The following is a 19,250-nucleotide window of genomic DNA, read 5'->3' as shown; positions in this document are numbered from 1 at the left end:
CGGACGGCCCCGTTCAGCCCAGGAAACTCAACCGCACCTGCCGGTTCGGGTTGTCGCGGTTGGTGTCGACCAGGCACACCGACTGCCAGGTCCCCAGCTCCAGGCGCCCGTTCAGCACCGGAAGTGTCGCGTGTGGGGGCACCATGGCCGGGAGGACGTGGTCGCGGCCGTGGCCGGGGCTGCCGTGGCGGTGCTGCCAGCGGTCGTCGGCGGGGAGCAGGGTGTGCAGGGCGGCCAGGAGGTCGTCGTCGCTGCCCGAGCCCGTTTCGATGACGGCGATGCCGGCCGTGGCGTGGGGGACGAAGATGTTCAACAGGCCGTCGCGGCCCGCGGCCGCCTCCCTGAGGAAGGCCTCACAGTCGCGGGTGAGGTCGACGACCGTCTCCTGGGAGCCGGAGGCGATCTGCAGAACTCGGGTGGTGAAGGCGTCTGACATGCCTTCCATCCTCCTTCATCCGGCGGTCGGAGTCCGGCAGGTCGCCGCGCGAGTGTGACACCCGCATGAAGTTCGGCGGGCGCCCGTTGACCAGGGCAACGGCACCTCATTACGGTCGGCCGCATGTTGTGTTCAGCCCTGCTCACCACGCGCGGTCATATCGACCTGCTGCGGGTGGCCTCCGCCGCGTGTCGCCGCGGTCGCTGACGCCCTTCCCCGATTCTCTCGTGCGTGCCGAGGCGCGTTCCCCGCCTCGTCGCCCGCTCTTCGCCTGTGGAGCACTCCATGAGCATCAGCCACGCCCCACCCAGCCCTGACAAGGCGGATATATCCCCTGTATCCGGCCCTGATCCCGCACTCGATCTCGTCCCCGTCCTGCCCGCCTCCTCCCGCCGCCCCCACCTCCCCCGCTGGCTCCGCCGCACCACCGGGCCCCTGCTTCTGCTCGCCCTGTGGCAACTCCTCAGCGGCACCGGCGCATTGGCCCCCGACATCCTCGCCTCGCCCGGCCGGATCGCCGAAGTGGGCGCCGATCTGATCGGCGACGGGTCACTCACCTCCGCCATGGGCACCTCCCTTCAGCGCGTCGCGGGCGGGCTGCTGCTCGGGACCGTCATCGGCACCGGACTCGCCCTGGTCTCGGGGCTGTTCAGGATCGGCGAGGATCTCGTGGACGCGCCGGTCCAGATGCTGCGGACCGTGCCATTCGTCGGGCTCATCCCGCTCTTCATCATCTGGTTCGGGATCGGGGAGGCCCCGAAGGTCGCCATCATCACCCTGGGCGTCACTTTCCCGCTCTACCTCAATGTCTACGCCGGAATCCGCGGCGTGGACGCCCAGTTGATCGAGGCCGGGGAGTCGCTCGGGCTCTCGCGGTGGGGTCTGGTGCGGCATGTCGTGCTGCCGGGGGCGCTGCCCGGTGCCCTGACCGGACTGCGCTACTCCCTCGGCATCGCCTGGCTCGCCCTCGTCTTCGCGGAGCAGGTCAACGCGGACTCCGGCATCGGGTTCCTCATGGTCCAGGCACGGGACTTCCTGCGGACCGACGTGATCGTCGTCTGCCTCATCGTCTACGCCTTCCTCGGCCTGCTCGCCGACCTCGTCGTCCGTACCCTCGAAAGGCTGCTGCTGCAATGGCGACCGACGTTCACCGGCCGGTGACCACCAAGGCCGCGCACGCCGTGCGTGTCGAGGGGCTGACCCGCTCCTTCGACGGCCGTCCCGTCATCGACCGGCTCCGACTCGACATCCGGCCCGGCGAGTTCGTCGCCCTCCTCGGCCGCAGCGGCTGCGGCAAGTCCACACTGCTGCGCATCCTCGCCGGACTCGACCGCGACATCGAGGGCACCGTGCTGGTGCCGCGCCGCAAGGCCGTCGCCTTCCAGGCACCCCGCCTGATGCCGTGGAAGCGAGTCTGGCGCAACGTACTGCTCGGACTGCCCGGCAAGCCCGAACGTGCCCTCGCCGAGCGCGCCCTCGACGAGGTCGGCCTCGGCCACCGTACGACCGCCTGGCCCAAGACCCTCTCCGGCGGCGAGGCCCAACGCGCCTCGCTGGCCCGGGCGTTGGTGCGGGAACCCGATCTGCTGCTGCTCGACGAGCCGTTCGGCGCGCTCGACGCGCTGACCCGCATCACGGCGCAGCGGCTCGTCGGGGAGTTGTGGCAGCGGCGCGGCTGCGCGGTGCTGCTCGTCACGCACGACGTCGAGGAGGCCGTACTCCTCGCCGATCGGGTGCTCTTGATGGACGACGGTGTCATCGCCCACGAGCAGCGCATCGACCTCGACCGGCCCCGTGACATCACCGACCCCAGGTTCGCCGAACTGCGCGCCGGACTCCTTCGGCGCCTCGGCGCCGAGGCCGCCTGAACCGTCCCCGAGAACGGAACCACCATGCGACGACGCCTCGTCCCCGCCGCTCTGCTCCTCCCCTTCGCCCTCCTGCTCACCGCGTGCGGCGGGAACTCGGCCGCCTCGACCTCCACGGACACCGACGGCCAGGGCTCCCTCACGCTCGACGTGGGTGACCAGAAGGGCGGTTCGGAAGCCATCCTGCGCGCCGCGGGTGAGCTGAAGAACCTCGACTACAAGATCAAGTGGTCGACCTTCGCGTCCGGCCCGCCGCTGCTCGAAGCCGTCAACGCCAAGGCCGTCGACATCGGCGGTGTCGGCAACACCCCGCCGGTCTTCGCGGCGGGCGCCGGCTCGAAGATCAAGGTGGTGGCCGCCTTCCACGGCACGTCCAAGGGCGACACCATCCTCGTACCCAATGACTCGAAGCTGACGAAGACCGAGCAGCTCAAGGGGCGGTCCATCGCGGTGGCGCAGGGGTCCTCCGCCAACTATCAGCTGGTCGCCTCACTGCAGGCGGCCGGGCTCAGTCTCAGCGATGTCGACGTGAAGTATCTGCAACCGGCCGACGCGCTCGCCGCGTTCACCTCCGGCAAGGTCGACGCGTGGGCTGTGTGGGACCCGTACACCTCTCAGGTCCTCCAGGCCGAGCAGGGGCGGATCCTGACGACCGGCGAGGGAGTCACCAACGGGCTGACCTTCCAGGCGGCGGCTCCCGCCGCGCTGCAGGACAAGAAGAAGGCCGCCGCCATCGAGGACTACCTGAAGCGGCTGCGGCGCGCCACGGCGTGGGTGCACGACCATCAGGAGGAGTGGGCCGAGGTCTGGGCGAAGGACACCGGGCTGCCCTACGAGGTCGCGCTGGCCTCGGTACGGCGGACCAACGCCACCCGGATCCCGGTCGCGATCGACGAGCCGCTCATCGCCTCCGAGCAGGAGATCGCCGACACCTTCACCGAGCTGAAGCTGATCCCGAAGAAGGTCGACTTCGCCGACTTCGTGGACAAGCGCTACAACGGCGACCTGCCGCCCTCCACCACGGAGGCGTCCTGACCCGGTCCTGACCTGACGGTCCGGACGGTAGCCGCTCGGGAAGATCTACGGCCTCGGTGGAGTTAGTGGAAACGTGAACAATACCGAGGTAGTCGTCATAGGCGCCGGGCAGGCAGGCCTCGCCGGCGCCTATCACCTGCGCCGCACCGGGTTCGAGCCGGAGCGCGACTTCGTCGTACTGGACCACTCCCCCGGCCCGGGCGGCGCCTGGCAGTACCGGTGGCCTTCGCTGACGTACGGCAAGGTGCACGGGATGCACGCGCTGCCCGGCATGGAGCTGGCCGGGGCCGATCCGGCGCGGCCGTCCGCCGACGTGATCGCCGAGTACTTCGCCGACTACGAGCGCGCCTTCGATCTGAAGGTGCGGCGGCCGGTGGATGTGAGGGCGGTACGTGAGGGCGACGGCGGGCGGCTGCTGGTCGAGACCTCGGCCGGGGTCTGGTCGACCCGGGCGCTGATCAACGCCACCGGCACCTGGGACCGCCCGTTCTGGCCCCGCTACCCCGGCCAGGAGACCTTCCGCGGGCGGCAGTTGCACACCGCGCAGTACCCGGGGCCCGAGGAGTTCGCGGGGCTGCGAGTCGTCGTGGTGGGCGGGGGCGCGTCCGGGACGCAGCACCTGCTGGAGATCGCCCCCTACGCGGCGGCCACCACCTGGGTCACCCGGCGGCCCCCGGTCTTCCGCGAGGGGCCCTTCGACGAGGACGCGGGCCGCTCGGCGGTGGCGCTCGTCGAGGAGCGGGTGCGGCAGGGGCTGCCGCCGAAGAGCGTGGTGTCGGTCACGGGCCTGCCCCTCAACGACGCTATCCGGCAGGGCCTCGCGGACGGGGTGCTCGACCGGCAGCCCATGTTCGACCGGATCACTGCTGAGGGCGTGCAGTGGGCCGACGGCCGGCGCGTGGAGGCCGACGTCATCCTGTGGGCGACCGGGTTCCGGGCCGCCATCGACCATCTGGCACCGCTGAAGCTGCGCGAGCCGGGCGGCGGGATCCGGATCGAGGGGACGCGAGCGGTCGCCGATCCGCGGATCCACCTCGTCGGCTACGGTCCCTCGGCGAGCACCATCGGCGCCAACCGCGCGGGCCGCGCGGCCGTACGGGACATCAGGCGGCTGCTGGCCAAGGAGCAGCCGGTCGCCGCGTGATGTCCCGCCCGGTCACTTCGCCTTCGGCGACGAGCTGCGCTGATTGCGGTTGAACTCGGCGACATTGCGCTGGTGCTCGGCATAGTCGGCGGTGAAGCGGGTGTCGCCGGGCTTGACCGTGACGAAGTACAGCCAGTCGCCCGGGGTGGGGCTGATCGCGGCGCGCACCGCGTCCTCGCCCGGGTTGCCGATCGGGGTCGGAGGCAGCCCCATGCGCTGGTACGAGTTGTAGGGGCTGTCGATCCGGGTGTCGGCCGCCGTGGTCTTCAGTGTCGAGCGGTTGAGGGCGTAGTTGAGGGTGGAGTCCATCTGGAGCGGCATACCGCGCTCCAGCCGGTTGAAGAGGACCCGGGCCACCTTGCCCATGTCGGCCTTGGTGGCCGCCTCGGCCTGGATGATGCTCGCGATGGTGACCGCCTGATAGACGTTCATGGCGTTGCGCTGGGCGCCCGCGGCGATCGGGGCGCCGTTGAACGTCTTGTTGGCGGTGTCGACCATGGATGACAGCAGCTGCTCGGGCGTCGTCTTCTTGCCGTTCTGTTCCAGGGGGTATGTCGCCGGGAAGAGGTAGCCCTCCGGGTTGCCCTCGGCGTCGTTCGGCAGCTTCAGATTCGCCTTGGCCAGGGACTTCTTGGTGGTGCCCGCGGGCAGGGCGAGCGCCTTGTCGACGGCCTCGTAGACCTGGCCGGACCGCCGGCCCTCGGGGATCACCAGGGTGGTGGGCTTCTCCTCGCCCTCGCTGCCCAGGCTCAGCAGCGGCACCGCCACGGCGGTGCCGGCCACGACGGCCCCGGTCGCGATGAGGGCGATTCGGCCCCGGCGCGTCAGTCGAATCGTGTTCCGTGACGGAGTGTTCATGTGCATGCGGGCACGGTAACCCGCTAAAGCTCATAAACCCGGCATATCTTCATCTTGTCGGCTCCAGTCGGGCGTCCCGGCGGACCAGCGCCGCATACCGTCCGTCCCGCTCCAACAGTTCCTCGTGCGTGCCGCGTTCGGCGGTCCGCCCGGAGTCCAGGACCACGATCTGGTCGGCGCCCCGAATGGTGGACAGACGGTGCGCGATGGTGAGCGTGGTGCGGTCGGCCGAAAGCGCGTCGATGGCTTCCTGCACCGCCCGTTCGGTACGGGTGTCCAGGGCGCTGGTCGCCTCGTCGAGGATCAGCACCGGCGGGTCGCGCAGGATGGTGCGGGCGATGGCCAGACGCTGCTTCTCGCCGCCGGAGAAGCGGTAACCGCGCTCGCCGACCACGGTGTCGTAGCCCTCGGGCAGTGACGCGATGTGGTCGTGGATCTGCGCCGCCTTCGCCGCCTCGTGGAGCTCCTCGTCGCTGGCGTCCGGCTTGGCGAAGCGCAGGTTGTCGGCGACCGAGGCGTGGAAGAGGTACGTCTCCTGCGAGACGACGCCGACCGCCCGGGCCAGGGTGTCGAAGTCCAGGTCGCGCACGTCGACCCCGTCGAGGGTGACCCGGCCGCCGGTCACGTCGTACAGCCGCGGCACCAGATGGCCGAGCGTGGACTTGCCGGCGCCGGTCGGGCCGACGACCGCGAGAGAGCCGCCGGCGGGCACGGTGATGTCGACGCCGTCGAGGATGGGGGCGCCTTCACCGTCGTAGCGGAACTCGACGTTCTCGAAGCGGACCTCGCCCCTGATCTTGTCGAGGTGGACCGGGTGTTGGGGTTCGTTGATGTCGATGGGCAGGTCGAGGTACTCGAAGATGCGCTGGAACAGGGCGAGCGAGGCCTGGATCTGGACGCCGGTGCCGAGCAGGCTGACGGCCGGGCGGAACAGGCCCTGTTGGAGCGAGACGAAGGCGACGATGGTGCCGATGGAGACCTCGGGGCCGCCCATCTGGAGGGCGAGGCCGGCGGTCCAGTAGATGACGGCGGGCATCGCGGCCATGACGATCGTGATCACGGCCATGCGCCAGCGTCCTGCCATGTTGGAGCGCACTTCCAGGTCGACGAGTCCCTCGGACTCCACCGCGAAGGACTGGGTGAGGGAGTCGGAGCGGCCCATCGTGCGGCCCAGCAGGATGCCGCTGACGGAGAGCGACTCGGTGACCGTGGCGGCCATCGCGGCCATCTGCTTCTGGCGCTGGGTGGTGATCCTCTTGCGTTCGTTGCCGACCCGGCGGCTGATCCACACGAACACCGGGAGCAGCAGCAGCGAGACAGCCGTCAGCCGCCAGTCGAGGACGAGCATCGCGATGATCGTGGCGACCACGCTGGTGAAGTTGGCGACCAGCGAGGTGGCGGTGGAGGTGACGGTGGCCTGCATGCCGCCGATGTCGTTCGCGATGCGGGACTGCACCTCGCCGGTGCGGGTCCGGGTGAAGAAGGCGAGCGACATGCGCTGGAGGCGGCCGTAGACGGCGGTGCGCAGGTCGTGCATGACGCGCTGGCCGACGGTGGTGGAGATCAGGGTCTGCAGGACGCCGAAGACGCTGGTGAGCACGGCGCTGAGGATCATGCCCAGGGCGAGCAGGCTGAGCAGCCCGGTGCGGCCCTCGGGGATGGCGACGTCGAGGATCGCCTTCAGCAGGAAAGGGGTGGCGACGGACACCAGCGAGGCGGCGCCGACCAGCAGGCCGACGACGGCGAGGCGGCCGCGGTAGGGACGGAACAGACGCAGGATGCGGCGCACCTGCCGGGGCTGCTCTTCGGCATCGGCCGGCGGTGTCCAGGCGGGTTCGTGATCGGGATGCATGGGCTCCTACGGAGGGGTGAGGACGGGACTGACGGAGCTTAGCTCATTGTTACCTATGCTCACAATGAGCTTGGTCCTGATATTGTTCCCGCATGACCACCCCCGATCCCGTGGGCACCCCCGATCCCGACGGCGCGCTCGCCGAGCAACTGCTGCGGTTCACCCGGCGTGTGCACCGGATCCAGAAGCGGCACATCGAGCAGTCAGGGCTGGGCGTCACCCCGGCCCAGTCCCGGCTGCTGCGCACCCTCGCGCACTACCCCTCGCCGCCGAGGATGGCCGACCTCGCCGAGCGTCTGGAAGTGGTCCCGCGAGCAGTCACCTCGCTGGTCGACGGGCTGGAGGCGAGCGGCAAGGTGCGCCGGGTGCCGGATCCGACGAACCGACGGGTGATCCGGATCGAGCTCACCGAGGACGGACTCAAGGCGCTACAGCAGTTGCACGGGGCACGCAGGTCGGCGGCTCAGGAGATCCTCGCGCCGCTCACGGACGACCAGCGCGAGGTGCTCGGCGGGCTGCTGGACACCCTGGTGGACGGCGGACCGGGTTGCTGAGCGTCAACTGCGGTACGGGCGGGGCCTGCTGAGGGTCAGGGCAACTGCCGTACGGGCGTAGTGGCCGCGCGCAGGCGGGCGGCGTCCTGGCCGGGCGGTACGCCGAACAGGCGGCGGTACTCACGGTTGAACTGCGAGGGGCTGTCGTAGCCGACGAGATGCCCGACCCCGGCGACATCGCCCGGGCGGGCGACCAGCAGCGAACGGGCCTCCTGGAGGCGGATGCGCTTTTGGAACTGCAGCGGGCTCATCGCCGTGACGGCACGGAAGTTGCGGTGGAAGGCCGAGGTGCTCATCCCGGTGAGCCGGGCGAGCTCCTCGATGCGCATCGGTTCGGCGTAGTTCTCGCGGATCCAGCGGATGGCCCGGACGACGTAGGCCAGTGCGCTGTCGGCCCGGCCGATCTGGCGGACCATCGCGCCGTAGGGGCCGGTGAGCAGCCGCCAGATGATCTCCCGCTCGATCAGCGGGGCCAGGACGGGCACGTCCGTCGGGTGGTCGAGGAGTCGTAGCAGGCGGGCCACGGCATCGAGCAGGTCGACTCCGGCGTCGCCGGTGGCGAGCGCGGGCGGGGACACCCGGGGTGCCGGGGGTGTCTCCAGCAGCAGCGGGGCCACGGCGGCCGGGCGCAGCACCAGCCCCATGCCGAGCGCCGGCATCTGTCGGCTCGCGCCCATGAAGTGACCGGTGACCGGCAGATCCGCGGTGACCACCAGGCACTGCCCCGCCCGGTACTCGTGCACCTGCTCGCCGAGCATGAGGCGCTTGCCGCCCTGCGCCATCACGACCAGCAGCGGCTCGGTCAGCGAGTAGTCCGGCTCCGACGTCTCCACCCGGGACAGCAGCAGCCCGGGGACCGGGGTGTGCGGGTCCGGGCCGGCGTGGGTCGCGATGATGCCGCGGATCTCGTCGAGGAGGCCTTCTGCTGTGCGCACACTTCACTGTATTGGTCCGACGAGCCCAATCCGAGCCAGATCGGGAGGATCGTGCAAGAGCTCAGGCGGATCGTTCTACCGCTGACCTGCGATTCAGCGCTTCCATGGTGATGTCCGTTCCACCATCGAAGGAGCACGATCATGCCGCTCGATAACTATGTCACCCTCGGCCGCTCCGGCCTCCGCGTCAGCCCCTTCGCCCTCGGCGCCATGACCTTCGGCGAGGATCCCGGCGCCGCCGGATGCAGCGTCGAGGAGTCCGAGAAGATCCTCGCGACCTACCTCGACCATGGCGGGAACTTCATCGACACCGCGAACTTCTACACCAACGGCCACTCGGAGAAGATCCTGGGCGACTGGTTCGCCGCGCGTCCGGGCCGGCGCGAGCACGTCGTCCTGGCCTCGAAGTTCTTCGGCAACCTCTTCCCCGGCGACCCCAACGGCGGCGGCGCGGGCCGCGCGTCGATCATCGCCCAGCTCCACGAGACGCTGCGCCGACTGCGCACCGACCATCTCGACCTGTACTGGCTGCACAACTGGGACCGCCACACCCCGATCGAGGAGACCCTGCGCACCCTGGACGACCTCGTGCGCGCCGGCAAGATCCGCTACATCGGCTTCTCCAACACCCCCGCCTGGCTCACCGCCCAGGCCCAGACCATGGCACAACTCAAGGGCTGGACCCCGCTGATCGCCCTCCAGGTCGAGTACTCCCTACTGGCCCGCACCGTCGAGGGCGAACTCGCCCCGCTGGCCCAGGACCAGGGCATGGCGCTGGTGCCGTGGAGCCCGCTGAAGAACGGCTTCCTCTCCGGCAAGTACCGACGCGGCACCCAGGTCACCGACTCCGCCCGCGCGGCCTTCGTCGGCGGCCCCAGCGAGCGGGAGTACGAGGTGATCGACGCCGTCGCCGCGATCGCGGACGAGTGGGGGACCTCGTCGGCGGCGGTGTCGCTGGCATGGCTGCGGGCGCGGGCGGGGACGGTCGTACCGATCGTCGGGGCCCGGCGGGTGGAGCATCTGGAATCCAACCTCGCGGGGCTGGAGGTGCGGCTGACGCCGGAACAGCTCGACACGCTGGACAAGGTGTCGGCGCCGGAGCTGAACTATCCGGCGCCCATGCATGGTTCGCTCAGCGCGATGCTGCAGTTCGCGGGGGCGACGGTCGACGGGGAGACGTCGATGGTGTATCCGCCGCTGCTGCAGAGTGATGTCCGGTACTGAGCCGGCGTACGGCCGCCACTCCGGGTGGCGGCCGTACGCTCGTCAACTGGCCTCGGAGACGGGCTCCTTGGCTGTCTGCGCCGGTACGGGTTCCTCCCCGTCCAGCACCTTCTTCGCCTTGTCCATGTCCAGCGCCCCCTCCCACCGGGACACCGCGAACACGGCGACGCAGTTGCCGAGCAGGTTCGTCACCACGCGCATCGAGTCCATGATCCGGTCCACGCCCAGCAGCAGGGCGACGGCGCCGGCCGGGATCGCGCCGAGCGAGGAAGCGGTGGCGGACAGGGCGAGGAAGGCCGAACCGGGGATGCCCGCCATGCCCTTGCTGGTCAGCATCAGCACCAGGACCACGGTGATCTGCTGGCCGAGACTGAGGTCGACGCCCACGGCCTGGGCGATGAACAGCGTGCCGATGGACAGATAGAGCGAGGCGCCGTCGAGGTTGAAGGAGTAGCCGGTGGGCAGCACCAGGCCGACGGCGTCATCGCGGGCACCGGCCCCCCGCAGCTTCTGCATCACACGCGGCATGACGGACTCGGTCGAGGCGGTGCCGAGCGCGAGGAGCATCTCCTCGCGGATGTAGCGCAGGAACTTCCACAGGCTCAGGCCGGTGAGCGCCTTGAGCGCGAGGGCGAGCAGCGCGATGAAGAACGCGGCCGCCGCGTAGCACAGGATGATCAGCTTGGCGTAGGTCTCGATCACGCCGAGGCCGTACTGGCCGATCAGGACGGCCATCGCGCCGAACACCGCGATCGGGGCAAGACGCATCACGAAGCCGACGATCGCGAAGATGATCTCCTGGGCCTGCTCGATGGCGGGCAGCACCTGCGGCACCTTGGTGCGGCCGAGGTGCAGCAGCGCCGCGCCCACCAGACAGGCCAGGATGAGGACTTGGAGCAGAGAGTTCTCGGCGAAGGCGCCGATGAAACTGGTGGGCAGCGCGTTGAGGACGAACTCGGTCGTCGACGGCAGCGAACCGCCGCCGGTCTTCGCGTCCACCGCCGAGGAGTCGAGGCTCGCCGGGTCGACGTTCATCCCCGAGCCGGGCTGGACAACGTTGGCGGCGAGCAGCCCGATCAGCAGCGCGAGGGTGCTCGCGACCTCGAACCAGATCAGCGCCTTGAGCCCGATCCGGCCGAAGGCCTTGAGGTCACCGGCCTTCGCGATGCCGACGACCACCACGCAGAACACCAGCGGCGAGATGATCGTCTTGATGAGCCGGGTGAACCCGTCGCCGAGCGGCTGGAGTTCGGCGGCGAAGCCGGGCCACAGCTTGCCGACGGCGATGCCGAGCACGAGCGCGCAGGTGACCTGTGCGAAGAGAGAGGTACGCAGTGTGCGTGCGACGCGTCGCGGCAGAGACGGGACGGGCGGCGGCACGGGCACTCCTTGGGGGACGAGCGGCGGCGCGCAGAAGCCGGGACGGGACTTCTGCGATGCACTTCTGCAATACGGAAAGCGATTTCCGTGGCGATCACTCTGACCGTGCTGTTGATCGTGGGGAAAACCGCCGCGTTGCAGCCGTGTAAATCACGCCTCCCGTGACGCGTCGCACACCACGGGGCTCAGCAGACTTCGCGGTCCTCCGTCAGCACGCCCTGCTCGGTGGCCAGCAAGTGGTCATAGCAACCGCCGGGTACATGCGAGCCGTAGAGCCGATAGCGCTCGCTGGATGTGCCCACCGCATGGCGCTGGTCGCGGGGCACGTTCACGGTCCAGGTCGCGTCACCGGTGTGGGTGTCGTCGAGCCTCGACCAGGCGGTGCGCCGCCCGTCGCCGGTGGTGACGGCCGAGGCCCGGTCGCCGAGGGTCAGCACGGTACGCAGCCGGTCGTCCGCGCCGAGCGTGGTGATGCCGTCCATCGTGTACGTCCGTTGCGTGCGCGTCGTCCTGACCGGTCCGCGTCCGTCGACCGTGACCGACTCGTCGTCGCGCCAGGTGGCGTCGAGTGCGTCCATGGTCTCGCCGTCGGTCCAGCGATGGGCGGAGGTGTGCGCCAGCGAGCGGCGGACGGTCGTCGTCACCCGGCCGTGCGAGGTGTCGACGTATCCGGCGACGGTCAGCCGGTGCCCGCTCTCGGTGTCCACCCGGTGCTCCGAACCGGGCATGTGGGCCGAGGAGTTGGCGAGACCCTCGTCGTGGTGCGCGGTGAGCGCGCCGGTGACCTGTGCGCGGCCCTCGTCCTGCCAGACGAGGATGTTCACGGGGGCGCTCCAGCCGGGGCGGCCCTCGGGCAGTCCGGCGACGGAGACCTGGACGTCGTGCGGTCGGCCGTCGTTGAGGATCCCGGCGAACGGCGTCAGGTCGTATTCGATCGGCTTCACATCAAAGGCGCGCGGGCCCGGAACGACGTACCAGAGGAAGGGATTGGACCAGCCGCCGGTCCACACGTGCGGGAACGGCGCGGCGACGCCGGCCAGTCGGCCGTCCACCCTGATCTGCACCTCGCGGTAGGGGCCGTCGGCGGCCTGGCAGGAGTACGGCGCGGAGTCGGGCACCGTGAGGTACCAGTACTCCTCACAACCTCCGCCGGATCCGGTGGCGTACACCTCGGCGACGATGCGCTCGCTGTTGCGCGGGGTGGTGAGGGTGGTGCCGTCGGTCAGGGGGAGGACGCGGTCGGGGGTGCGGGCGACCTTGCCGGTGTAGAAGGTGAGGGTCACCTTCACGTCGATGATGCCGGTGTAGGTGTCATCGACGACATTGCCGATGAGCATCTCGACGTCCTGACGCTCGCGGAGGGTGTCGCTGTAGCGCGTGACGTCCTTCTCGACGGACCATTCGATGCCGTCCGGCGAGGGCTGCGGGGTCGAGGTACGGAAGATCTCGACGCCGCCCACGCTCACATGGCCGAGGCGGTCGTACTGGCGGCCCTTGACCTTGCCGTCCAGGCGCAGCACGACCTTGTTCCAGCGGTCGCCGCAGTCGTCGGGCGGGGTGTACGTGCCCAGATACGGCGTGAAGTCGCGGAACTGCGCCTCCGCCAGGGGCACTTGGCAGGACCTGGTGTCCGGGGCGGTGACCGGCGGGGCGGCGGTGACCGGGTCGTGCCAGTCCGAGCCGAACTCGGCGGGGACGTCTGCTTGTTGGGCGGACGCGGGGTTGGTTCCGAGGAGGGTGCTCGCGAGGAGGGTCGCTCCGGCGAGCATGGACATGACGATCCGTCTCTTCATGTCGCGTGTTCTACGGGGGTGTTCGGGGGCGGCGCAATGGGGCGTCGGCACGACCGTTTTGCGTGTCGGCCGGAACGCCTGGGTCCGGCGTGGCCCGTGGTAACAGCCGAATCGTTTCGCCCCTATGGAAAACCGCTTGCCTCCGACCACGCTGCGACGCGAACCTGTCACGGTTTGCTGCCGCAGTACGCGGTTGCCCCGCCCTCCCACCCCGACCCGAGCCACTGGGACGTCATGCAGATTCAAGACCTTCCGTATCCCGACCCAGGCGTCCCGGACGCCCGCTCGGGGCCCCGCTTCCTGTGGTGGCTCTTCCGGAACCAACTGGGCGGACAACTGAAGGCCCTGGCCTGGGGCCTGGTGCACTTCGTGTCCGTCGCCTCGCTGCCGTTCTGTGTCGGACTCGCCATCCAGGCCGTCGTGGACCGCTCAGGCAGCCGGCTCGCCCTCGCGGGCGGACTGCTGGCGCTCGCCTGCGCCGGCAACGCCCTGGGCGATACCTTCCTGCACCGCGCCGCCGTCACCAACTGGATCGGCGCCGCGGCCCGCGTCCAGCAACTGCTGGCCCGCAAGGCCGCCCTGCTCGGCTCCGCGCTGACCCGACGCGTCGCGGCCGGTGAGGTCGTCGCCGTCTCCACCGGTGACGTCGAGAAGATCGGCTGGTTCGTGGAGGCCGTCTCCCGCTTCACCGCGGCGGCGGTCACCATCGTGCTGGTCTGCGTCGGCCTGGTGCTCTACCAGCCCGCGCTCGGCGTGGTCGTCACGGTCGGCCTGCCCGTCCTGGCGGTGGCGGTCCTGCCGCTGCTCCCCCGGGCCACCCGACGCGCCGACTTCCAGCGCGAGAAGGCGGGCCGCGCCACCGAACTGGCCTCCGACACCGTGGCAGGGCTGCGCGTGCTGCGCGGCATCGGCGGCGAGGAACTCTTCCTCGACCGCTACCGCAGCGCCTCCCAGGAGGTCCGCCACGCCGCCGTACGCAGCGCCAGGATGTGGTCCCTGATCGCCGCGATCCAGGTCCTGCTCCCGGGCCTACTGCTGATCGCGGTCGTCTGGTACGGCGTCCATCTCGCCCGCGACGGCCGCATCGCCGTCGGTGAACTGGTCACCGCCTACAGCTCGATCATGCTGCTCACCTACCCTCTGCGGCACTTCGAAGAGATCGCCATGGCCTACTCCTTCTCGCGCCCCTCGGCCCGGCGGGCCGCCCGGGTGCTCGCGCTGGAGCGAGCCGTCGACGACCGTGGCAGCGACGGTTCCGGCGCGGCGGACCTGCCGTCCGGCGACCTGTACGACCCGGCCACCGGACTGCTCGCCCCCGCGGGCCGGTTCACCGCCGTGGTGTGCGGCGACCCGGACGCGGCCGGACGCCTGGCCGAACGGCTCGGCGGCCACCCCTCCGAGGCCGGCACCTCGGTCCGGCTGGGCGGGGTGCCGCTGGACGAACTGCCCCTCGACACCGCGCGCACCGCCGTCCTCGTCCAGGACAAGGACCCGGTGCTGCTGTCCGGCACCCTGCGCGAACTGCTCGACGTGCCCAAGTCGGGTTCGGTCGGGTCGGCGGAGGCGCTGGCGGCGGCGCAGTGCGAGGACGTACTGGCCGCGCTGGGCCAGGGTTCGCTCGACGCGGCGGACCCGATGGACGCGCTCATCACTGAACGCGGCCGGTCTCTGTCCGGCGGCCAGCGCCAGCGCCTGGCACTGGCCCGGTCGCTGGTCACGGACCCGGAAGTCCTCGTCCTCGACGAACCCACCTCCGCCGTGGACTCCCACACGGAGGCACGGATCGCGGGTGGTCTCCGGGACCTGCGCGCGGGGCGCACCACCGTGGTGTTCACCTCCTCGCCACTGCTCCTGGACCGGGCCGACCGAGTCGTCCTCGTCCACGAGGGCGAGGTCACCGCGGTCGGCGTGCACCGGGAACTGCTGCACAAGGAGCCGCTGTACCGGGCCGTGGTGACCCGGGAGACGGACGAGGAAGCGGCGCTGCGGGACTCGGCGCGGCCGGACGGGGATGCCCGACTGGACGGGGATTCCCGGGTGGACGGGGATGTGAGGCGGGGCGGGGACTCCCGGCTCGGCGGGGATGCAAGGCGGGGCGGGGACTCCCGGCTCGGCGGGGATGCAAGGCGGAGCGGAGACTCCCGGCTCGGTGGCGATTCGCGGCCGGTCGGCGCTGCACGGCTGGACGCACTGGAAGAGATCGAGGAGAGCGCATGATCGGCGTGGCGCCACCGGCCTACGACCCCGCGGCCCCGACGACGGCGAACACCCTGCCCGTCGGCGCCCCGGCCACCGTACGCGCCTACGTGACCGAACTGTTCCGCCGGCACCGCCGGGCCTTCCTGATCCTGATCGCCGTCAACACCGCCGCCGTCATGGCCTCCATGGCGGGGCCGTGGCTGCTCGGCGGCCTGGTCGAGCGGGTGTCGGACGGGGCCCGGGAGCTTCATCTGGAGCTCACCGTCTCGCTGTTCCTGGTCGCGCTCGTCATCCAGGCGGTGTTCGTCCGGCAGGTGCGGCTGCGCGGCGCGATACTCGGCGAGCGGATGCTGGCCGACCTGCGCGAGGACTTCCTCGTCCGGTCCGTCGGGCTGCCGCCCGGCGTGCTGGAGCGCGCCGGGACCGGCGATCTGCTGTCGCGGATCACCACCGACATCGACCGGCTCGCCAACGCCATGCGCGAAGCCGTGCCCCAACTGGCCATCGGCGTGGTGTGGGCGGCGCTGCTGATGGGCGGACTGGTGATCACCGCTCCGCCCCTGGGCGCCGCGGTGCTGGTCGCCGTGCCGCTGCTGGTGGTCGGCTGCCGCTGGTACTTCAAGCGGGCGCCTGCCGCCTACCGCTCGGAAGCCGCCGGGTACGCGGCCGTGGCCGCCGCCCTGGCGGAGACGGTGGACGCGGGCCGCACGGTCGAGGCCCATCGGCTCGGCGACCGCCGTATCGAGCTGTCCAAGCAGCGGGTCAAGGAGTGGACGGCCTGGGAGCGCTACACGCTCTGGCTGCGGTCGGTGCTCTTCCCGGTCATCAACGTCACCCATGTCACCGTCCTCGGCTCGGTCCTGATGCTCGGCGGCGTGTTCGTCCTCCAGGGCTGGATCGGGGTCGGCCAGCTGACCACGGGCGCGCTCATCGCGCAGATGCTTGTCGACCCGGTGGGCCTGATCCTGCGCTGGTACGACGAGCTTCAGGTCGCCCAGGTGTCGCTGGCCCGCCTGGTCGGAGTCCGGGACATCGAGCCGGACGCCGGGGACGCCTCGCTGGCCCCCGACGGACGCGACGTGCACGCCGACCGGGTGCACTTCGGCTACCTCCACGGCGTGGACGTCCTGCGCAAGGTGTCCCTGGAGGTGGCCCCCGGCACCCGGCTGGCACTGGTCGGCCCCTCCGGCGCCGGTAAGTCCACGCTGGGCCGGCTCCTCGCCGGCATCTACGCGCCCCGGGAGGGCCGGATCGCCCTCGGCGGCGCGGAGCTGTCCCGGATGCCGGCCGAGCGGGTCCGCGAGCACGTGGCCCTCGTCAACCAGGAGCACCACGTCTTCGTGGGCTCCCTGCGCGACAACCTGCTGCTCGCCCTCCCCCACTCCCGGCTCCCGTCGAGCGCGGGGGCGGCGGACGACGCCGTGGACGCCGAGCTGTGGGCGGCGCTCGGGGCGGTCGACGCGGACGGCTGGGCCCGCGCCCTCGACGACGGCCTGGACACCGAGGTCGGCTCCGGCGGCTTCGCCCTGACCCCGGCGCAGGCACAGCAGATCGCGCTGGCCCGACTGGTGCTGGCCGACCCGCACACACTGGTCCTGGACGAGGCGACGTCCCTGCTCGACCCACGGGCCGCCCGCCATCTGGAGCGCTCCCTGGCCCGCGTCCTGGACGGCCGCACAGTGGTGGCCATCGCCCACCGCCTGCACACCGCCCACGACGCCGACGTCATCGCCGTCGTCGAGAACGGCCGGATCAGCGAGCTGGGCAGCCATGACGAGCTGGTCGCCGCGCAGGGGGCGTACGCGGCGCTCTGGCGGTCCTGGCACGGGTGAGGTGAACGGGCGGACCTGGCCGGGGGCATCGGGCGCGTGTGACGTGGGGCGGCAAGGGATCTTCCGGCCCGGGGCAGCGGACCTGGGTCGGCGCGGGTGCTCTCCCAGCCCGAGGGCAACGGACCTGAGCCGGCGAGGGTGCTCCCCCAGCCCGAGGGCAACGGACCTGAGCCGGCGAGGGTGGCCTCCCGGCCCGGGGCCGCGGTCGGCGAGCGGGCGAGCCGCGCGCCGGCCCGGCGGCCGACCGACCCGGCGGCCGACCGACCCGGCGGCCGCGCACACGGGTCGCCGGATTTCCCAGCTGGAGACCAGGTCCCACAGGCGTCTCGGTGCCGCCCAGGCCTCGTGCCGTTGCGCAGGGGCGAAAAGGGGTGGAAGGCTGGATACCGGCACCGGTTCGGGGAGCACCCGGGATGCATGCGGCACGTGTCGGGCGCAGCCTGTGCCCCGCGCGCCGGCCTGTCGTCGATCGCGGTGACGACGGGCCCGTCCCCACCACCTGGAGGTACCCGTGAACAGCGCCGACGGATGGGGTGACGACGTCTACCAGCCCGACGCGTCCGAGGTACAGGACGACGCGGGGCTGCTCGACGCCGAGGACACCCTTGACAACGACGGCGTCGGCGACCCTCTCGACCGCGGCTGGTCCCCGCCGGAGCGACCATGGGCGGTGGAGCACAGCGGTGTGACGGCCGCGGAGCGCCACCAGGGCGAGACGCTGGACCAGCGGCTCGCCGAGGAGCTGCCCGAACTCGACACTCCCGACAGCGACGGCCTCGGCGACTGCGAGGGCACCGACGGCGAACTCCTCGACAACGAGGTCGGCGCGGCCCGTTCCGGCCGACTCGTCGCCCCCGACGAGGGCGCGCACGAGGACGAGGAGAGCGCGCTGGTCGCCACGGACGTCGGCATCGACGGCGCCGCGGCCTCGGCCGAGGAGGCCGCCATGCACATCGTCGACGAGGACGCCCTGTCCGGCTGAAGCAGCCGGCACGGAGTCCCGTGAGGAGCCTTCATGCAGCAGGACAAGCACCCCGGCTACCACCCGGTCGTCTTCCGGGACCGCGCCGCCGGATACGCCTTCCTCACCCGGTCCACCGCGACCAGCGGCGAGACCATCGAGTGGGACGACGGCGAGACCTACCCAGTCGTGGACGTGGAGATCTCCTCGGAGAGCCACCCCTTCTACACCGGCAAGGCGCGCACGGTGGACTCCGAAGGTCGCGTCGCCCGCTTCGAGCGCCGGTACGGCGGGGCAGACGCCGAGGGTTCCTGACCGGAACGTGCCGCCCTCGCTCAGATCACGTTGAGCGCCGCCGCGCAGCCCACTCCCCCGAGCAGCATGAACGCCGGCATCAGCACCTTGAGCTCGACCCAGCTGCCCGCCCGGAAGCGCATCGCCTTCGGCGGGCCGATCGGGTACCAGCGCTTGCGGCCCACCGGGATCGGCCACAGGATCGGGCAGCCCGACACCGTCAGCGCGTCCCCGATGTCGTGGACCAGCGCTCCCAGCACGATCGGCAGCCCCAGCCACAGGTACTCCTGGCCCGGCGCCGTGAACAGCCAGTCCGCGCCGTTGCCCGGCTTGTCCAGCACCCCCGCCAGGATCCAGGCACTGGTCGCGGCCAGCAGCCAGACCAGGACGTCGCTGCTCGATCCCCGCGCCGCCCGCCACAGCAGGCCCTCGATGGCCAGCACCATGTGCGCGAAGAGGATGCCCAGCACCGCCCAGCGGCCGCCGGTGATCGCCAGCACCGAGGCGCCCGCACCGATCAGGACCGCCCACAGCCAGGTGTGCGTGAGCGTGCGGTGACCGCCGGAGCGACGCGGGTCGCCCTGCTTCCTGGTCGCCTTGTAGACGGCGTAGGAGAGCTTGTCGACGATCTCGCACAGCCACCGTGAGAGCGGCCCGAAGGCGCGGGAGATGGTGGCCGCCTTGTGGTCGAGGTCCGGGGCCAGCGCCGCGCCGGCGCAGATCAGCGCGCCGACCAGGACGACGGGCCAGGGCATCGGACGTCCGGCCGCCGCGGCCGCCGCCCCGACGCCGAGCCAGGCCGCGGCGCCCGACAGTGAGTGTGCTGGTCCCATCATGGCCGTTGCCCGCCCCATTCCTCGTGTGCCGCTGTCCAGTTGACGGAGT

At 71.1% G+C, this 19,250-nt stretch carries 18 protein-coding genes; 11 read left to right on the top strand and 7 right to left on the bottom strand.

Going from position 1 to position 19,250, the window contains the following annotated elements; translation table 11 throughout:
- Positions 1-13 precede the first annotated feature (13 nt).
- Complete coding sequence (locus H4N64_RS00385) at positions 14-436, bottom strand: secondary thiamine-phosphate synthase enzyme YjbQ (protein WP_186279760.1); 423 nt, start codon at positions 434-436, stop codon at positions 14-16.
- Positions 437-559: 123 nt separating this feature from the next.
- Here H4N64_RS00385 and H4N64_RS46665 point away from each other — a divergent pair, with 123 nt between their 5' ends.
- The 5 genes from H4N64_RS46665 to H4N64_RS00365 all read left to right on the top strand — a co-directional run bounded on the left by H4N64_RS46665 (position 560) and on the right by H4N64_RS00365 (position 4,483).
- A complete protein-coding gene (locus H4N64_RS46665; protein ID WP_374222749.1) occupies positions 560-643 on the top strand; it encodes a putative leader peptide in 84 nt (27 codons plus the stop codon).
- Between the two features lie 78 nt (positions 644-721).
- Positions 722-1,597: an ABC transporter permease gene (locus tag H4N64_RS00380; protein WP_186279759.1), complete on the top strand. Its 876-nt coding sequence runs from the start codon at positions 722-724 to the stop codon at positions 1,595-1,597.
- Positions 1,570-2,304: an ABC transporter ATP-binding protein gene (locus H4N64_RS00375; protein ID WP_186279758.1), complete on the top strand. Its 735-nt coding sequence runs from the start codon at positions 1,570-1,572 to the stop codon at positions 2,302-2,304. Before H4N64_RS00380 ends, H4N64_RS00375 begins: the two co-directional genes overlap by 28 nt.
- A 24-nt stretch (positions 2,305-2,328) precedes the next feature.
- Positions 2,329-3,339, top strand: coding sequence for an ABC transporter substrate-binding protein (locus H4N64_RS00370; RefSeq protein ID WP_186279757.1), 1,011 nt, complete (start codon positions 2,329-2,331; stop codon positions 3,337-3,339).
- 73 nt (positions 3,340-3,412) lie between these two features.
- Positions 3,413-4,483, top strand: coding sequence for an NAD(P)-binding domain-containing protein (locus H4N64_RS00365; protein ID WP_186279756.1), 1,071 nt, complete (start codon positions 3,413-3,415; stop codon positions 4,481-4,483).
- Between the two features lie 12 nt (positions 4,484-4,495).
- Here H4N64_RS00365 and mltG read toward each other — a convergent pair whose 3' ends face one another.
- Together mltG and H4N64_RS00355 are read right to left on the bottom strand one after the other, a co-directional pair.
- Entirely contained in the window at positions 4,496-5,347 is an 852-nt protein-coding gene (gene mltG, locus H4N64_RS00360) for an endolytic transglycosylase MltG (protein ID WP_186279755.1), read from the bottom strand.
- A 43-nt stretch (positions 5,348-5,390) separates the two neighbouring features.
- Positions 5,391-7,193 carry an ABC transporter ATP-binding protein gene (locus tag H4N64_RS00355; protein WP_186279754.1) on the bottom strand — a complete coding sequence of 601 codons (1,803 nt, stop codon included), beginning with the start codon at positions 7,191-7,193 and terminating at the stop codon, positions 5,391-5,393.
- A gap of 110 nt (positions 7,194-7,303) precedes the next feature.
- Between H4N64_RS00355 and H4N64_RS00350 the strand changes: the two genes are divergently transcribed.
- Positions 7,304-7,747: a MarR family transcriptional regulator gene (locus tag H4N64_RS00350; protein WP_186280231.1), complete on the top strand. Its 444-nt coding sequence runs from the start codon at positions 7,304-7,306 to the stop codon at positions 7,745-7,747.
- Positions 7,748-7,782: 35 nt separating this feature from the next.
- Here H4N64_RS00350 and H4N64_RS00345 read toward each other — a convergent pair whose 3' ends face one another.
- The gene (locus H4N64_RS00345; protein WP_186279753.1) at positions 7,783-8,682 is read right to left on the bottom strand and encodes an AraC family transcriptional regulator N-terminal domain-containing protein; all 900 of its coding nucleotides are present in this window, start codon (positions 8,680-8,682) and stop codon (positions 7,783-7,785) included.
- Between the two features lie 141 nt (positions 8,683-8,823).
- On the opposite strand from H4N64_RS00345, the gene H4N64_RS00340 reads away from it, so the two are divergent.
- Complete coding sequence (locus H4N64_RS00340) at positions 8,824-9,906, top strand: aldo/keto reductase (RefSeq protein WP_186279752.1); 1,083 nt, start codon at positions 8,824-8,826, stop codon at positions 9,904-9,906.
- A 42-nt stretch (positions 9,907-9,948) separates the two neighbouring features.
- Here H4N64_RS00340 and H4N64_RS00335 read toward each other — a convergent pair whose 3' ends face one another.
- Both H4N64_RS00335 and H4N64_RS00330 read right to left on the bottom strand, forming a co-directional pair.
- Positions 9,949-11,286 carry a cation:dicarboxylate symporter family transporter gene (locus tag H4N64_RS00335; RefSeq protein WP_186279751.1) on the bottom strand — a complete coding sequence of 446 codons (1,338 nt, stop codon included), beginning with the start codon at positions 11,284-11,286 and terminating at the stop codon, positions 9,949-9,951.
- 185 nt (positions 11,287-11,471) lie between these two features.
- Positions 11,472-13,079, bottom strand: coding sequence for a peptide-N4-asparagine amidase (locus H4N64_RS00330; RefSeq protein WP_336246604.1), 1,608 nt, complete (start codon positions 13,077-13,079; stop codon positions 11,472-11,474).
- 234 nt (positions 13,080-13,313) lie between these two features.
- Here H4N64_RS00330 and H4N64_RS00325 point away from each other — a divergent pair, with 234 nt between their 5' ends.
- From H4N64_RS00325 to H4N64_RS00310, 4 genes are all read left to right on the top strand, one after another.
- On the top strand, positions 13,314-15,296 hold the full coding sequence (locus H4N64_RS00325; protein ID WP_260859481.1) for an ABC transporter ATP-binding protein: 1,983 nt from the start codon (positions 13,314-13,316) through the stop codon (positions 15,294-15,296).
- The gene (locus tag H4N64_RS00320) at positions 15,293-17,110 is read left to right on the top strand and encodes an ABC transporter ATP-binding protein (protein WP_186279750.1); all 1,818 of its coding nucleotides are present in this window, start codon (positions 15,293-15,295) and stop codon (positions 17,108-17,110) included. The genes H4N64_RS00325 and H4N64_RS00320 overlap by 4 nt, the downstream gene beginning before the upstream one ends.
- 511 nt (positions 17,111-17,621) lie before the next feature.
- Positions 17,622-18,092, top strand: a complete 471-nt coding sequence (locus H4N64_RS00315; RefSeq protein WP_186279749.1) for a DUF5709 domain-containing protein — start codon at positions 17,622-17,624, stop codon at positions 18,090-18,092.
- A 33-nt stretch (positions 18,093-18,125) separates the two neighbouring features.
- On the top strand, positions 18,126-18,386 hold the full coding sequence (locus H4N64_RS00310) for a type B 50S ribosomal protein L31 (protein ID WP_186279748.1): 261 nt from the start codon (positions 18,126-18,128) through the stop codon (positions 18,384-18,386).
- A 20-nt stretch (positions 18,387-18,406) separates the two neighbouring features.
- Here the strand turns inward: H4N64_RS00310 and H4N64_RS00305 are convergent, their stop codons facing one another.
- Complete coding sequence (locus tag H4N64_RS00305; RefSeq protein WP_186279747.1) at positions 18,407-19,201, bottom strand: metal-dependent hydrolase; 795 nt, start codon at positions 19,199-19,201, stop codon at positions 18,407-18,409.
- Positions 19,202-19,250 lie beyond the last annotated feature (49 nt).

This window comes from Streptomyces cupreus, from assembly GCF_014257025.1.
In the GTDB taxonomy this organism is placed as follows: Bacteria; Actinomycetota; Actinomycetes; order Streptomycetales; family Streptomycetaceae; genus Streptomyces; species Streptomyces cupreus.
This window is presented reverse-complemented; position numbering and strand designations above follow the sequence as displayed.

Bases quoted from the DNA above. Each gene is read 5' to 3' on its own strand.
- H4N64_RS00385 (WP_186279760.1), bottom strand. From the start codon at position 436: ATGTCAGACGCCTTCACCACCCGAGTTCTGCAGATCGCCTCCGGCTCC.
- H4N64_RS46665 (WP_374222749.1), top strand. From the start codon at position 560: ATGTTGTGTTCAGCCCTGCTCACCACGCGCGGTCATATCGACCTGCTG.
- H4N64_RS00380 (WP_186279759.1), top strand. From the start codon at position 722: ATGAGCATCAGCCACGCCCCACCCAGCCCTGACAAGGCGGATATATCC.
- H4N64_RS00375 (WP_186279758.1), top strand. From the start codon at position 1,570: ATGGCGACCGACGTTCACCGGCCGGTGACCACCAAGGCCGCGCACGCC.
- H4N64_RS00370 (WP_186279757.1), top strand. From the start codon at position 2,329: ATGCGACGACGCCTCGTCCCCGCCGCTCTGCTCCTCCCCTTCGCCCTC.
- mltG (WP_186279755.1), bottom strand. From the start codon at position 5,347: ATGCACATGAACACTCCGTCACGGAACACGATTCGACTGACGCGCCGG.
- H4N64_RS00355 (WP_186279754.1), bottom strand. From the start codon at position 7,193: ATGCATCCCGATCACGAACCCGCCTGGACACCGCCGGCCGATGCCGAA.
- H4N64_RS00340 (WP_186279752.1), top strand. From the start codon at position 8,824: ATGCCGCTCGATAACTATGTCACCCTCGGCCGCTCCGGCCTCCGCGTC.
- H4N64_RS00330 (WP_336246604.1), bottom strand. From the start codon at position 13,079: ATGAAGAGACGGATCGTCATGTCCATGCTCGCCGGAGCGACCCTCCTC.
- H4N64_RS00325 (WP_260859481.1), top strand. From the start codon at position 13,314: ATGCAGATTCAAGACCTTCCGTATCCCGACCCAGGCGTCCCGGACGCC.
- H4N64_RS00320 (WP_186279750.1), top strand. From the start codon at position 15,293: ATGATCGGCGTGGCGCCACCGGCCTACGACCCCGCGGCCCCGACGACG.
- H4N64_RS00310 (WP_186279748.1), top strand. From the start codon at position 18,126: ATGCAGCAGGACAAGCACCCCGGCTACCACCCGGTCGTCTTCCGGGAC.
- H4N64_RS00305 (WP_186279747.1), bottom strand. From the start codon at position 19,201: ATGATGGGACCAGCACACTCACTGTCGGGCGCCGCGGCCTGGCTCGGC.